Annotated in this window: 8 protein-coding genes; 5 read left to right on the plus strand and 3 right to left on the minus strand. The window is 71.3% G+C overall.

Annotated features, from left to right (window positions below):
- Window positions 1–87: 87 nt before the first annotated feature.
- The gene (secA, locus tag K7396_RS22575; RefSeq protein ID WP_086719435.1) at window positions 88–2,919 is read left to right on the plus strand and encodes a preprotein translocase subunit SecA; all 2,832 of its coding nucleotides are present in this window, start codon (window positions 88–90) and stop codon (window positions 2,917–2,919) included.
- A gap of 125 nt (window positions 2,920–3,044) precedes the next feature.
- Here the strand turns inward: secA and K7396_RS22580 are convergent, their stop codons facing one another.
- Window positions 3,045–4,061, minus strand: a complete 1,017-nt coding sequence (locus tag K7396_RS22580) for an Rv3235 family protein (protein ID WP_223660166.1) — start codon at window positions 4,059–4,061, stop codon at window positions 3,045–3,047.
- 297 nt (window positions 4,062–4,358) lie between these two features.
- Between K7396_RS22580 and K7396_RS22585 the strand changes: the two genes are divergently transcribed.
- From K7396_RS22585 to K7396_RS22595, 3 genes are all read left to right on the plus strand, one after another.
- Window positions 4,359–4,865, plus strand: a complete 507-nt coding sequence (locus tag K7396_RS22585; RefSeq protein ID WP_152105181.1) for a DUF6912 family protein — start codon at window positions 4,359–4,361, stop codon at window positions 4,863–4,865.
- A gap of 105 nt (window positions 4,866–4,970) precedes the next feature.
- Window positions 4,971–5,633, plus strand: a complete 663-nt coding sequence (locus K7396_RS22590; protein ID WP_086721349.1) for an HAD family hydrolase — start codon at window positions 4,971–4,973, stop codon at window positions 5,631–5,633.
- A gap of 452 nt (window positions 5,634–6,085) precedes the next feature.
- The gene (locus K7396_RS22595) at window positions 6,086–11,047 is read left to right on the plus strand and encodes an NAD-glutamate dehydrogenase (RefSeq protein ID WP_086721348.1); all 4,962 of its coding nucleotides are present in this window, start codon (window positions 6,086–6,088) and stop codon (window positions 11,045–11,047) included.
- Between the two features lie 103 nt (window positions 11,048–11,150).
- Here K7396_RS22595 and K7396_RS22600 read toward each other — a convergent pair whose 3' ends face one another.
- Window positions 11,151–11,948 carry an ABC transporter ATP-binding protein gene (locus tag K7396_RS22600; protein WP_152105186.1) on the minus strand — a complete coding sequence of 266 codons (798 nt, stop codon included), beginning with the start codon at window positions 11,946–11,948 and terminating at the stop codon, window positions 11,151–11,153.
- 19 nt (window positions 11,949–11,967) lie between these two features.
- Complete coding sequence (locus K7396_RS22605; protein ID WP_152105180.1) at window positions 11,968–12,903, minus strand: ABC transporter permease; 936 nt, start codon at window positions 12,901–12,903, stop codon at window positions 11,968–11,970.
- 146 nt (window positions 12,904–13,049) lie between these two features.
- Between K7396_RS22605 and K7396_RS22610 the strand changes: the two genes are divergently transcribed.
- Window positions 13,050–13,673 carry a TetR/AcrR family transcriptional regulator gene (locus tag K7396_RS22610; protein WP_152105179.1) on the plus strand — a complete coding sequence of 208 codons (624 nt, stop codon included), beginning with the start codon at window positions 13,050–13,052 and terminating at the stop codon, window positions 13,671–13,673.
- The last annotated feature ends 250 nt before the right edge of the window (window positions 13,674–13,923 follow it).

Raw genomic sequence — 13,923 nt, forward strand, 5'->3', positions numbered from 1 at the left:
CCGTTGCGGCGGGGCCTGCCCCCTTGGAAAAATGCCGCGCCCGCGCACTCGACCGTGCAGGCCCGACCGGCAAGGAGACCAGCCCAAGTGTCCGTCTTGACGAAGATCATGCGTGCAGGCGAAGGAAAGATCCTGCGCAAGCTGCACCGCATCGCGGGCCAGGTCAACTCCATCGAGGAGGACTTCGCAGCGCTCTCCGACGCCGAGCTGCGGGCGCTCACGGATGAGTACAAGGAGCGCTACGCCGACGGCGAGAGCCTCGATGACCTGCTGCCCGAGGCGTTCGCCACGGTCCGCGAGGCCGCCAAGCGCGTGCTCGGCCAGCGGCACTACGACGTCCAGCTGATGGGTGGCGCGGCCCTTCACCTCGGTTATGTGGCGGAGATGAAGACCGGTGAGGGCAAGACCCTGGTCGGTACCCTCCCGACGTACCTCAACGCGCTGTCCGGCAAGGGCGTCCACCTCATCACGGTGAACGACTACCTGGCCGAGCGCGACTCCGAGATGATGGGCCGCGTCCACAAGTTCCTGGGCCTGACCGTCGGCTGCATCCTCGCCGACATGACGCCGGCCCAGCGCCGCGAGCAGTACAACTGCGACATCACCTACGGCACGAACAACGAGTTCGGCTTCGACTACCTGCGCGACAACATGGCCTGGTCGCAGGACGAACTCGTCCAGCGGGGCCACAACTTCGCCGTCGTCGACGAGGTCGACTCGATCCTCGTCGACGAGGCCCGTACGCCGCTGATCATCTCCGGCCCGGCGGACTCGGCCACCAAGTGGTACGGCGACTTCGCCAAGTTGGTGCGCCGCCTCAAGCGGGGCGAGGCCGCCAACCCGCAGCGCGGCATCGAGGAGACCGGCGACTACGACGTCGACGAGAAGAAGCGCACCGTCGGCATCCACGAGTCCGGCGTCAGCAAGGTCGAGGACTGGCTGGGCATCGACAACCTGTACGAGTCGGTGAACACCCCGCTCGTCGGCTACCTCAACAACGCGATCAAGGCCAAGGAGCTCTTCAAGAACGACAAGGACTACGTCGTCATCGACGGCGAAGTCATGATCGTCGACGAGCACACCGGCCGTATCCTCGCCGGCCGCCGCTACAACGAGGGCATGCACCAGGCCATCGAGGCGAAGGAAGGGGTGGAGATCAAGGACGAGAACCAGACGCTCGCCACGATCACCCTGCAGAACTTCTTCCGCCTCTACGACAAGCTCTCCGGCATGACCGGTACGGCCATGACCGAGGCCGCCGAGTTCCACCAGATCTACAAGCTCGGTGTCGTCCCGATCCCGACGAACCGCCCGATGGTCCGGATGGACCAGGCGGACCTGATCTACCGCACCGAGACCGCGAAGTTCGACGCGGTTGTCGAGGACATCGTCGAGAAGCACGGCAAGGGCCAGCCGATCCTGGTCGGCACCACCTCGGTCGAGAAGTCCGAGTACCTCTCCCAGCAGCTCAACAAGCGCGGGGTCTCCCACGAGGTCCTCAACGCCAAGCAGCACGACCGGGAGGCGCCGATCATCGCGCAGGCCGGCCGCAAGGGCGCGGTGACGGTCGCGACGAACATGGCCGGCCGCGGTACGGACATCAAGCTCGGCGGCAACCCCGACGACCTCGCCGAGGCGGAGCTGCGCCAGCGCGGCCTGGACCCGGTCGAGCACGTCGAGGAGTGGGCGGCCGCGCTGCCCGCCGCGCTGGAGCGCGCCGAGGCCGCGGTCAAGGCGGAGTTCGAGGAGGTCAAGGAGCTCGGCGGGCTCTACGTCCTGGGTACCGAGCGGCACGAGTCGCGGCGCATCGACAACCAGCTGCGCGGTCGTTCCGGCCGTCAGGGCGACCCCGGCGAGTCGCGGTTCTACCTGTCCCTGGGCGACGACCTGATGCGGCTGTTCAAGGCGCAGATGGTCGAGCGGGTCATGGCGATGGCCAACGTCCCCGACGACGTGCCGATCGAGAACAAGATGGTGACGCGGGCGATCGCCTCCGCCCAGTCGCAGGTCGAGCAGCAGAACTTCGAGACGCGCAAGAACGTCCTGAAGTACGACGAGGTGCTCAACCGCCAGCGTGAGGTCATCTACGGCGAGCGCCGCCGCGTCCTGGAGGGCGAGGACCTGCAGGAGCAGGTCAGGCACTTCATGGAGGACACCATCGACGCCTACATCCAGGCGGAGACCGTCGAGGGCTTCGCCGAGGAGTGGGACCTGGACCGTCTGTGGGGCGCCTTCAAGCAGCTCTACCCGGTCAAGGTGACGGTCGAGGAGCTGGAGGACGAGGCCGGCGACCGCGCGGGCCTGACCGCCGAGTTCATCGGCGACGCCGTCAAGGACGACATCCACGAGCAGTACGCCGCCCGCGAGGAGCAGCTCGGCTCGGACATCATGCGCGAGCTGGAGCGCCGGGTCGTGCTGTCCGTCCTGGACCGCAAGTGGCGTGAGCACCTCTACGAGATGGACTACCTCCAGGAGGGCATCGGCCTGCGGGCGATGGCCCAGAAGGACCCGCTGGTCGAGTACCAGCGCGAGGGCTTCGACATGTTCACCGCCATGATGGAGGGCATCAAGGAGGAGTCCGTCGGCTACCTGTTCAACCTGGAGGTCCAGGTCGAGCAGCAGGTCGAGGAGGTCCCGGTGCAGGAGGAGGAGCCCACCTCGCTGGACAAGGGCGCGCAGGACGTGGTCCCCGCCGGCGCGGGCCGCCCGGAGATCCACGCCAAGGGCCTGGAGGCGCCGCAGCGGCCGGACCGGCTGCACTTCTCCGCCCCCAAGGTGGACGGCGACGGCAGCATCGTCGAGGGCGACTTCATCAGCGACGAGGAAGCCGCCGGACCGGCCCGTTCCGAGGCGGACGGCCTGACCCGTGCCGAGCGCCGCAAGGCCCAGAAGAGCGCCGGGCGCCGCCGTAAGAAGTGAGCGACGAGCAGTGAGCGGTGCGGCGGCCCGGGGACGGGCCGGCCGCGCGGCGTGACGGGGGCGCCCCGGCCGGAGAACGGCCGGGGCGCCTTTGTGTCCGCCGGTCACCCGGTGGCGTCCGCGGGTCATCCGGCCGGTCCGCGGACGGCCGGGGCCGGGCCGATGTCGAGGGCGGCGCAGCGCCACCGGGAGTCGGCGCCCAGCTCCAGGCGGAAGGCCAGCGCCCGCAGCCGCCCGTCCGCGGCGATCCGGGCGAAGGCCTCGATGACGCCGCGGCGCGGCCGGCACAGTCCGCAGTCGCGCACGGTGGGCGCGGTGCTGCCGCGGCCGGCCGGCGCGAGGGGCCGCAGCGGCGCCTGCGGGGCGAGCTCCGCCAGCCGGTCGTACGCGGCGGGCAGCGCGTGCCCCAGCAGGGCGTGCACGGGGCGCTGTCCGCTGAGCGCGAGCACCAGCTGATGGGCGAACCAGTGATGCGGCCGGTTCTCGTGTGCCCGGCGCCGCGCCCCGACGGTCGGCAGGGGGACGCCGGCGGCGTTGACGGGTGTGGGCCGGGCGCCGCCGCGGGACTGCCGGCTCGCGGCGGCGGCCAGGGCGGCGGGACGGCCGGGACGGTCGGGGCGGCCGGTGCCCGGCGCGGTACGGGTGGGGCCCCGGCCGGCGGGGCCGGAACCGGGGCCGCGACGCCCGGGGCCGGGGGTCCGGCCGGACGAGCCGGGGCCGCTCCCGGCAGAGCCGGCGGGGCGGCGCTCGGCGGCGGGGGCGCGGCGGGGCCGGGGGACGGTGGGTGCCGGTTCCGGTGCGGCGGCGGTGGGGCGCGTAGCGGGGGTGTGGCCGGCCGGGGCGCCGGTGGAGGGGGCGGGCGCGGTGTCGGCGGACGGAGCGGCTGGAGCAGGTGTGCCGGCCTCCGCGCGCGTCGGCGCCGAGCCCACCGCGCGGCGCATGACGTCCGCTCCGGCCGCCGGCACGTCGCCCGCTGCTGTGCTGGGCGCGCTGCCCCTTGCTGCCGCAGCGGGTCGCGTGCCGCGCTCGCCGAGGGCCGGTGCGGTGGAGCGGGCGGTGCGCCCGGTGGCGCTGGGTGCGCCGGGCGCCGTGATGCCGGCCGCCGTGGTGTGGTGCGCCGTGGTGCTGGGTGTGCCGGTCATGGTGTGGATCGCCCCCGTGGTGCCGGGCCCGTGAATTACTGGGCGGTAGCTTTCTTGGTGGGGAACTTCGTATCGGCGCGCTCGGGGCGGCGGCAAGGCGCGAAGCGGCCGGAACGCGGGCCGCGCGGAGTTCACCCGTCCGTGTCGCGGGCCTGCGGGCAGGCCCGGGGAGCGGGGTGGGGGACGGGTTTCCCGCGGGCGGCGCGGGGGGTGCCGGGGCGGCACGATGGGGGACTCGCGCCCGTATGCTGGCGGGACAATCTTCGGAGTCGAGTGAATCGAGCGGAAGCGGCTGCCATGCGCGTCTACGTCCCCCTGACCCTTTCCGGACTCGCAGAGGCGCACAAGAACGGTGAGCTGGGCCCCGGCACCCTGGACGCGTACGCCGTCACGCCCGCGCTGCGCGAGTGGTACGTCTCGGACGACATCGAGGAGCTGGAGTACGCCGCGCTGAACCGCGCCGCACAGGCCTCGCTGCGGCTGCTCGCCGGGCACCCGGACCTGGCGCGCCGGCGGGTCGTGGTGGCCGTGGACGTCGCGGACGGGTCCGCCGCGGCGGACCCGGACCGCGGGCTCGACCAGTCGTCGCTGGGCGAGGTGCGGGTGGCCGGTCCGGTGCCGCTGTCGAAGGCGGCCGCGGTGCACGTCGACGCCGCGGACGCGGAGGCGGACATCGCGGCGGCCGCGGCGGCGCTGGGCGCGGCGGACCAGGGCGACGACGACGCGCAGTTCACGGTCGACGGCGCGGAGGACCACGACCTGATGTGGTTCGGGGTGCAGGAGATCCCGCATCTGATCGGCTGAGGGCACGGATCCGCGGCTCCGGCCCGGCGGATCCCGCTCCGTTGTCAGTGGCTGCGGGTACGTTTTCTTCAGGGGAAGCGCACGGGCCACGACGTGGGGGACCACATGGGGAAGCACGCGACACACATCGTCTGGGACTGGAACGGCACCCTGTTCCACGACATCGACGCCGTCATCGGGGCGACGAACTCCGCCTTCGCGGAGATCGGCCTGGAGCCGATCACGCTCGAGACGTACCGGGACCTGTACTGCGTGCCCGTGCCGCGGTTCTACGAGCGGCTGATGGGGCGGCTGCCGACGGACGACGAGTGGCTGGTGATGGACGAGGCGTTCCACCGCCACTACGGCACGCACCGCCTGGGCTGTGAGCTGGCCGAGGGCGTGCACCAGCTCCTGGAGGGGTGGCAGGCGGCCGGGCGCAGCCAGTCGATCCTGAGCATGTACGGGCACGACGAGCTGCTGCCGATCGTGCGCGACTTCGGGATCGAGTCGCGGTTCGTGCTGGTGGAGGGCAGGACCGGGCCCTCCGGGGGCACCAAGAGCGCGCACATGGTGCGGCATCTGGCGGCGATGGAGAGCGTGGACCCGCGGCGTACGGTCGTCATCGGTGACGCCGTGGACGACGCCACGGCCGCGCGGGACGCCGGCGCGCACGCGGTCCTCTACACGGGCGGATCGCACAGCCGCGCGAGCCTGGCGGTCGCCGGGGTGCCGGTGGTGGACACCCTCGCCGAGGCGGTCGAGCTGGCGGGCGACATAACCCTCTAGGACCGCCCGCGCGGGTGCCGGGCAGGTGTGCCCATGCGCCGCTGCCGGGCGGGTCCGCCGGGCCCGCGGGCGCCACGGCGCCACGCATACGCCGCCCCGGCGCACCGTTGTCCAGAAGGTCTAAGTTCGGGCCGTGGATTTGTACGCACAAGGCCCATGACGGCACCCGCGTGGGGAGCGATAGCCTTGCACCGTGATCAGCGCGATAACCCGCGGGGGCACCGAGGCCCCTGCCGTGCGCCCGGGACACCATCGTGACCGGGCGGTCGCTGGTCTTTGCGGCCGATATTCCCTGTCGACTTCGTCAAAGAACGTCGATAACGGCACGGCCCTCTCTCATCGCGGCATAGCGTCGACAGCGACGGGACACCTCGCGTCGCGGCGGCGTTGTGCGGCTTCCATCACGTTCTTCCACAACGTCACGCAACGGCGCGCGACAGGAGCCAGAGGACATGCAGACCAAGCTGGACGAAGCCAAGACCGAGCTGCTCGCCAGGGCCGCCCGGGTCGCAGAGAGCAGCCCGGCCGGGGGTAAGCACCCGGTACGCGGGCTCGACCCGGACACCCTCACGGGATACCTCCAGCGCTACTACCTGCACACCGCACCCGAGGACCTCACCGACCGCGACCCGGTGGACGTCTTCGGCGCCGCGCTCTCCCACTACCGCCTCGCGGAGATGCGTCCTCAGGGCACCGCGAACGTCCGGGTGCACACCCCGACCGTCGAGGAGAACGGCTGGACCTGCAGCCACTCCGTCGTCGAGGTCGTCACGGACGACATGCCGTTCCTGGTCGACTCGGTCACCAACGAACTCTCCCGGCAGGGCCGCGGCATCCACGTCGTGATCCACCCGCAGGTGATCGTCCGCCGTGATGTCACCGGCAAGCTCATCGAGGTCTTCGACTCCAGCTGCGACGCGCACGGCAGGACCGGCAAGGGCAAGGGCACGAAGCTGCCGCACGACGCGGTGACCGAGTCCTGGATCCATGTGGAGATGGACCGCGAGACCGACCGCGAGGACCTCCAGCAGATCACCACCGACCTGCTGCGGGTGCTGTCCGACGTCCGCGAGGCCGTCGAGGACTGGGAGAAGATGCGCGCCGCCGCCGGCCGCATCGCCGACGAACTGCCCGCCGAGCCGATCGCCGACGACCTGCGCGACGAGGACATCGCGGAGGCCCAGGAACTGCTGCGGTGGCTGTCCGCCGACCACTTCACCTTCCTCGGCTACCGCGAGTACGAGCTGGCCTCGGTGCCCGGCGAGGGCGGCGTCGACGAGGACGTGCTGACCGCCGTGCCCGGCACCGGCCTGGGCATCCTGCGCGCCGACCCGGCGCACCACGAGAGCGCCGACGGCCACCCCGTCTCGCCGTCCTTCAACCGGCTGCCCGCGGACGCCCGCGCCAAGGCCCGTGAGCACAAGCTGCTCATCCTGACCAAGGCCAACAGCCGCGCCACCGTCCACCGCCCCTCCTACCTCGACTACGTCGGCGTCAAGAAGTTCGACGCCAAGGGCAACGTCATCGGTGAGCGGCGCTTCCTGGGCCTGTTCTCCTCGGCCGCGTACACCGAGTCGGTGCGCCGGGTGCCGGTCATCCGCCGCAAGGTCGCCGAGGTGCTGGAGGGCGCCGGGTTCAGCCCCGACAGCCACGACGGCCGCGACCTGCTGCAGATCCTGGAGACCTACCCCCGCGACGAGCTGTTCCAGACGCCCGTCGACGAGCTGCGGTCCATCGCCACCAGCGTCCTCTACCTGCAAGAACGCCGTCGGCTGCGGCTCTACCTCCGCCAGGACGAGTACGGCCGCTACTACTCCGCGCTGGTCTACCTCCCGCGCGACCGCTACACCACCGCGGTGCGGCTGCGCCTGATCGACATCCTCAAGGAGGAGCTCGGCGGCACCAGCGTCGACTTCACCGCCTGGAACACCGAGTCGATCCTGTCCCGGCTGCACTTCGTCATCCGCGTCGAGCCCGGCGCCAGCCTGCCCGAGCTCACCGACGCCGACGCGGACCGCCTCGAAAGCCGGCTGGTGGAGGCCGCCCGCTCGTGGGCCGACGGCTTCGCCGAGGCGCTGAACGCCGAGGTCGGCGAGGAGCGCGCCGCCGAGCTGCTGCGCCGCTACGGCCACGCCTTCCCCGAGGGCTACAAGGCCGACAACAGCCCGCGCAGCGCCGTCGCCGACCTCCAGCACCTGGAGAAGCTCACCGGCGAGCCCGGCCACGACTTCTCCGTCAGCCTCTACGAGCCGGTCGGCGCCGGCCCCGGCGAGCGCCGCTTCAAGATCTACCGCAGGGGCGAGCCGGTCTCGCTGTCGCGGGTGCTGCCCGGCCTGAACCGCCTGGGCGTCGAGGTCATCGACGAGCGCCCGCACGAGCTGCGCTGCGCCGACTCCACCATCGCCTGGGTCTACGACTTCGGGCTGCGGATGCCCGAGCACGTCAAGGGCGACGACGCCCGCGAGCGCTTCCAGGACGCCTTCACCGCGGTGTGGACCGGCGCGGCCGAGAGCGACGGCTTCAACACGCTGGTGCTGCGGGCGGGCCTCAACTGGCGCCAGGCGATGGTCCTGCGGGCCTACGCCAAGTACCTGCGGCAGGCCGGCTCGACCTTCAGCCAGACGTACATGGAGGACACCCTCTCCAACAACGTCCACACCACCCGGCTGCTGGTCTCCCTCTTCGAGGCCCGGATGTCCCCCGGCCGCCAGCGGGCCGGCACGGAGCTGACGGACGGACTGCTGGAGGAGCTGGACGGCGCCCTCGACCAGGTCGCCTCCCTGGACGAGGACCGGATCCTGCGGTCCTTCCTCACCGTCATCAAGGCGACGCTGCGCACCAACCACTACCAGACGGACAGCGCGGGCCGGCCGCACTCCTACCTGTCCATGAAGCTGGACCCGCAGGCGATCCCCGACCTGCCGGCGCCCCGCCCGGCCTACGAGATCTGGGTGTACTCCCCGAAGGTCGAGGGCGTCCACCTCCGGTTCGGCAAGGTCGCGCGCGGTGGTCTGCGCTGGTCGGACCGCCGGGAGGACTTCCGTACGGAGATCCTCGGCCTGGTCAAGGCGCAGATGGTGAAGAACACCGTCATCGTGCCGGTCGGCGCCAAGGGCGGCTTCGTCGGCAAGCAGCTGCCCGACCCGTCGCAGGACCGCGACGCCTGGCTGGCCGAGGGCATCGCCTGCTACCGGACCTTCATCTCCGGTCTGCTGGACATCACCGACAACCTCGTCGGCGGCGAGGTCGTCCACCCGCAGAACGTCGTCCGGCACGACGAGGACGACACCTACCTGGTCGTCGCCGCCGACAAGGGCACCGCGACGTTCTCCGACATCGCCAACGAGGTCGCCGAGTCCTACGGCTTCTGGCTCGGTGACGCCTTCGCCTCCGGCGGCAGCGCCGGCTACGACCACAAGGGCATGGGCATCACCGCCCGCGGCGCCTGGGAGTCGGTCAAGCGGCACTTCCGCGAGCTGGACCACGACACCCAGACCGAGGACTTCACCGCGGTCGGCGTCGGCGACATGTCCGGTGACGTCTTCGGCAACGGCATGCTGCTCAGCGAGCACATCCGGCTGGTCGCCGCCTTCGACCACCGGCACATCTTCATCGACCCGAACCCGGACGCGGCGACCTCCTACGCCGAGCGCCGCCGGCTCTTCGAGCTGCCCCGCTCCTCCTGGGCGGACTACAACACCGAGCTGCTCTCCCAGGGCGGCGGCATCCACCCGCGCTCGGCCAAGTCCATCCAGATCAACGCGCAGGTGCGGGCCGCCCTCGGCATCGACGCCGGGGTCAAGAAGATGACGCCCGCCGATCTGATGCAGGCCATCCTCAAGGCACCGGTCGACCTGCTGTGGAACGGCGGCATCGGCACGTACGTGAAGTCCTCGGCGGAGTCCAACGCCGACGTGGGCGACAAGTCCAACGACGCCATCCGGGTCAACGGCGAGGACCTGCGGGTCAAGGTCGTCGGCGAGGGCGGCAACCTGGGCCTGACCCAGCTGGGCCGGATCGAGTTCGCCACGGCCGGCGGCAGGATCAACACCGACGCGATCGACAACAGCGCCGGTGTGGACACCTCCGACCACGAGGTGAACATCAAGATCCTGCTCAACGCCGTGGTCGCCGACGGCGACATGACGGTCAAGCAGCGCAACAAGCTGCTGGCCGCGATGACCGACGAGGTCGGCGCGCTGGTGCTGCGCAACAACTACGCGCAGAACACCGCACTGGCGCTGGCCCTCGCCCAGTCCTCCAGCATGCTCCACGCCCAGCAGCGCTTCATGCGCCGCCTGGTGCGCGACGGCGACCTCGACCGGGCGCTGGAGTTCCTGCCCACCGACCGGCAGATCCGGGAGCGGCTGACCGCCGGCCGCGGGCTGACCCAGCCCGAGACCGCGGTGCTCCTGGCGTACACCAAGATCACGGTCGCCGAGGCGCTGATCCAGACCGGACTGCCGGACGACCCGTACCTGGAGCGGCTGCTGCACGCCTACTTCCCCTCGGCGCTGCACGAGCGCTTCGCCGAGCAGGTCGACGGGCACGCGCTGCGCCGCGAGATCGTCACGACGGTGCTGGTCAACGACACCGTCAACACCGGCGGTACGAGCTTCCTGCACCGGATGCGGGAGGAGACCGGGGCCTCCCTCGAAGAGGTCGTGCGGGCGCACACCGCGGCCCGGGCGATCTTCGGGCTGAACCAGGTCTGGGACGACGTCGAGGCGCTCGACAATGTCGTCGCGGCCGACGTCCAGACCCGGATCCGGCTGCACTCGCGGCGGCTCGTCGAGCGCGGCACCCGCTGGCTGCTCAACAACCGCCCGCAGCCGCTGGAGCTGTCGGAGACCATCGACTTCTTCGCGGAGCGGGTCGCCGGGGTCTGGAAGGAACTGCCGAACCTGCTGCAGGGCAGCGACCTGGAGTGGTTCCAGACGATCCTGGACGAGCTGACCGGCGCGGGCGTGCCCGAGGCGCTGGCCGTGCAGGTGTCCGGCTTCTCGTCGGTCTTCCCGGCGCTGGACATCGTCGCCGTCGCGGACCGGATGGGCAAGGCGCCGCTGGACGTCGCCGAGGTCTACTACGACCTGGGCGAGCGGCTGCGGATCAACCAGCTCCTCGACCGCATCCTGGAGCTGCCGCGCAACGACCGCTGGCAGTCGATGGCCCGCGCCTCGATCCGCGAGGACCTCTTCGCGGCCCAGGCGGCGCTGACCGCGGACGTGCTGTCGGAGGGCAACGGCTCCTCGACGCCCGAGCAGCGCTTCAAGGCCTGGGAGCAGGCCAACGCGGCGATCCTCAGCCGTGCGCGGGCGACGCTGGAGGAGATCTACGGGTCGGAGGGGTTCGATCTGGCGAACCTGTCCGTCGCCATGCGGACCATGCGGACGCTGCTGCGCACCCACAGCTGACGCCGCCACCACGGCGAACGGCCCCGGAAGCCCAGGCTTCCGGGGCCGTCCCCGTTCTCGTCCCCGTCTCCGTCCCCGCGGACGCCGCGGGGACGTGTCCGCTCTAGCGGTGGGCCTCGTACGCCTTGATGACCTCGTCCGTCGGGCCGTCCATCAGCAGTTCGCCGTGCTCCAGCCACAGGGTCCGGTCGCAGGTGTCGCGGATCGACTTGTTGTTGTGGCTGACCAGGAAGACCGTGCCGGCCTCCTTGCGCAGCTCGCGGATGCGGGCCTCGGAGCGCTTCTGGAAGCTGCGGTCGCCGGTGGCCAGGGCCTCGTCGATCATCAGCACGTCGTGGTCCTTGGCCGCGGCGATGGAGAACCGCAGGCGCGCCGCCATACCGGAGGAGTAGGTGCGCATCGGCAGCGAGATGAAGTCGCCCTTCTCGTTGATGCCGGAGAAGTCGACGATGCCGTCGTAGCGCTCGCGGACCTGCTCGCGGCTCATGCCCATGGCCAGGCCGCCCAGCAGGACGTTCTTCTCGCCGGTCAGGTCGTTCATCAGGGCCGCGTTGACGCCCAGCAGCGAGGGCTGGCCGTGGGTGTAGACCTTGCCGCGCTCGGCGGGCAGCAGCCCGGCGACGGCCTTGAGCAGCGTCGACTTGCCCGACCCGTTGGAGCCGATCAGCCCGATCGACTCCCCCCGGTAGGCGGTGAAGGAGACGCCCTTGACCGCGTGCACCTCCCGCACACCGGTGGACGGCTTGCGCCGCACGATCCGGTTCAGCGCCGCGGTGGCGCTGCCCTTGCCCGCGCCCGTGCCGTAGACCCGGTAGACGATGTGCAGATCGTCCGCGATCACCGTCGGAATGCGGGCCTCGTCGGCCTTCGCCGGCGCGGTGCCGGTCCTGCGCTCGGTCACATCCGTACCGTTCGTCTGCTCAGCCACGTCCGTACCGCTCCTCGGCCTTCCAGAAGTACACAAAACCCACGACACCGGCGAGCAGGGCCCAGCCGGCCGCGAACGCCCAGACGTGCGGCGGCAGTTGCTTCGCGGTGAAGCTGTCGATCAGCGCGAAGCGCATCAGGTCGATGTAGACCGCGGCCGGGTTGCCGTTCAGCAGCACCACCACGAACTGCGGGAGGTGCTTGCCCTGCAGGATCACGCTGATGCTGAACATCACGCCGGACGCGTACATCCAGGTCCGCATGATGAAGGGCATCAGCTGCGCCAGGTCCGGGGTCTTCGCGCCCAGTCGCGCCATGACCATCGCCAGGCCCGTGTTGAAGACGAACTGCAGCGTCAGCGCCGGAACCACCAGCAGCCACGACCAGGTCGGGACCTGCCCGAAGCACAGCAGGATGACCGCCAGCACGCCCATGGAGTACAGCAGCTGCTGGAGCTGCGCCAGGCAGAAGGAGATCGGCAGGCAGGCGCGGGGGAAGTGCAGCGCGCGGACCAGGCCGAGGTTGCCGGAGATCGCCCGGGTGCCGGCCATCACCGAGTTCTGCAGGAAGGTGAAGACGAAGACGCCGGTGACCAGGAACGGGACGTAGTCCGGGACGCCCCGCTTCGTGCCGATCAGCACGCCGAAGATCAAGTAGTAGACGGCCGCGTTGAGCAGCGGCGTCAGCACCTGCCAGAGCTGCCCGAGCTTGGCGGTGGTGTACATCGCGGTGAGCTTGGCGCTGGCGAACGAGGTGATGAAGTGCCGCCGGTGCCACAGCTGGCGGGTGTACTCCGGCAGCGAGGGGCGGGCGCCGCTCACCGTGAGGCCATGGCGCTCGGCCAGCGCGCGCAGCTCGGGGTCGGGGGAGGTGCCGCGGGCGGGCGCCGGGCCGGGCGTCGGTGCGGGGGGCGCGAGGGTCTGGGGCATGGCGGAGGCCGCTTTCGCTTGCGTACGGGGGCGGGGGAACGAGAACGGGGACCTACGACGGAACGGGTCCGTATCGTCGCGACGCCGACACTAAAGGGAGCTCACGTCGAAACGCAACCGTAGCGTCGTGACGCTATGCTCAAGGCATGGCAAAAGAGGGCAGCGGGAACGACTCCGCGGCGGCGCGCCGGACCCCGGCAGGCGCCGCCGTACTGCGCGAGGACAAGACCGAGGCGATCCGCGCCGCGGTCTTCGCGGAACTCGCCGCGGCGGGCTTCGCCCGGATGTCCATCGAGGGCATCGCGCGGCGGGCGGGCGTGGGCAAGACCGCCGTCTACCGGCGGTGGCGTTCCAAGCTGCACCTCGTACTCGATGTGGTCTCCGCGGTGGCCGCGGCGGGCATGCCCACGCCGGACACCGGCTCGCTGTCCGGCGACGTCCGGATGCTGCTGGAGGTCGCGGCCCGCGCGCTGCGCCACCCGATGGCCTCGCAGATCGTCCCGGACCTGCTGGCGGAGGCGGCCCGCAGCCCCGAGCTGGCGGCCGCGCTCAAGGCCGCGCTGCACGACAGCCAGGAGGGCGTCGCGGCCGCGGTGGTGGCGCGGGCGGTGGAGCGCGGCGAGCTGCCGCCGGACGTGGACACCCGCCTCGCGCTGGACCTGCTGACCGGGCCGCTGTACTGGCGGCTGCTGGTCACCCGCGACGAGCTGCCCAAGGGCTACCTCGACGCGCTGTCGGCCTCGGTGGTGGCGGCGCTGGGGGCGGGCTGAGGGGGATACGGGGCGGCCGGGCGCCGGGCGGAGGCCCGGCGGGCGGGCGTCGCGGGGCCGGGGCGCCGGCCGGGCGTCGCGGGCCCTGGGGAGGGGGCGAACGGATCCCGTAGCCTCCGGGAAGTTTTTGCGGCGTCAACTTTCTGACCGCTGTTCACCCGGGAAGGTTGTCGTCGTTCACCGGGAAGTTCTGTGGCGCTCAGCACGGATCAGGTCATGTGGTGCGTTTCCGGGCGCGCGGATCTCCCCG

Origin of the sequence: Streptomyces angustmyceticus (assembly GCF_019933235.1) — a bacterium.
GTDB lineage: Bacteria > Actinomycetota > Actinomycetes > Streptomycetales > Streptomycetaceae > Streptomyces > Streptomyces angustmyceticus.

Bases quoted from the DNA above. Each gene is read 5' to 3' on its own strand.
- K7396_RS22580 (WP_223660166.1), bottom strand. From the start codon at position 4,061: ATGACCGGCACACCCAGCACCACGGCGCACCACACCACGGCGGCCGGC.
- K7396_RS22585 (WP_152105181.1), top strand. From the start codon at position 4,359: ATGCGCGTCTACGTCCCCCTGACCCTTTCCGGACTCGCAGAGGCGCAC.
- K7396_RS22590 (WP_086721349.1), top strand. From the start codon at position 4,971: ATGGGGAAGCACGCGACACACATCGTCTGGGACTGGAACGGCACCCTG.
- K7396_RS22595 (WP_086721348.1), top strand. From the start codon at position 6,086: ATGCAGACCAAGCTGGACGAAGCCAAGACCGAGCTGCTCGCCAGGGCC.
- K7396_RS22605 (WP_152105180.1), bottom strand. From the start codon at position 12,903: ATGCCCCAGACCCTCGCGCCCCCCGCACCGACGCCCGGCCCGGCGCCC.
- K7396_RS22610 (WP_152105179.1), top strand. From the start codon at position 13,050: ATGGCAAAAGAGGGCAGCGGGAACGACTCCGCGGCGGCGCGCCGGACC.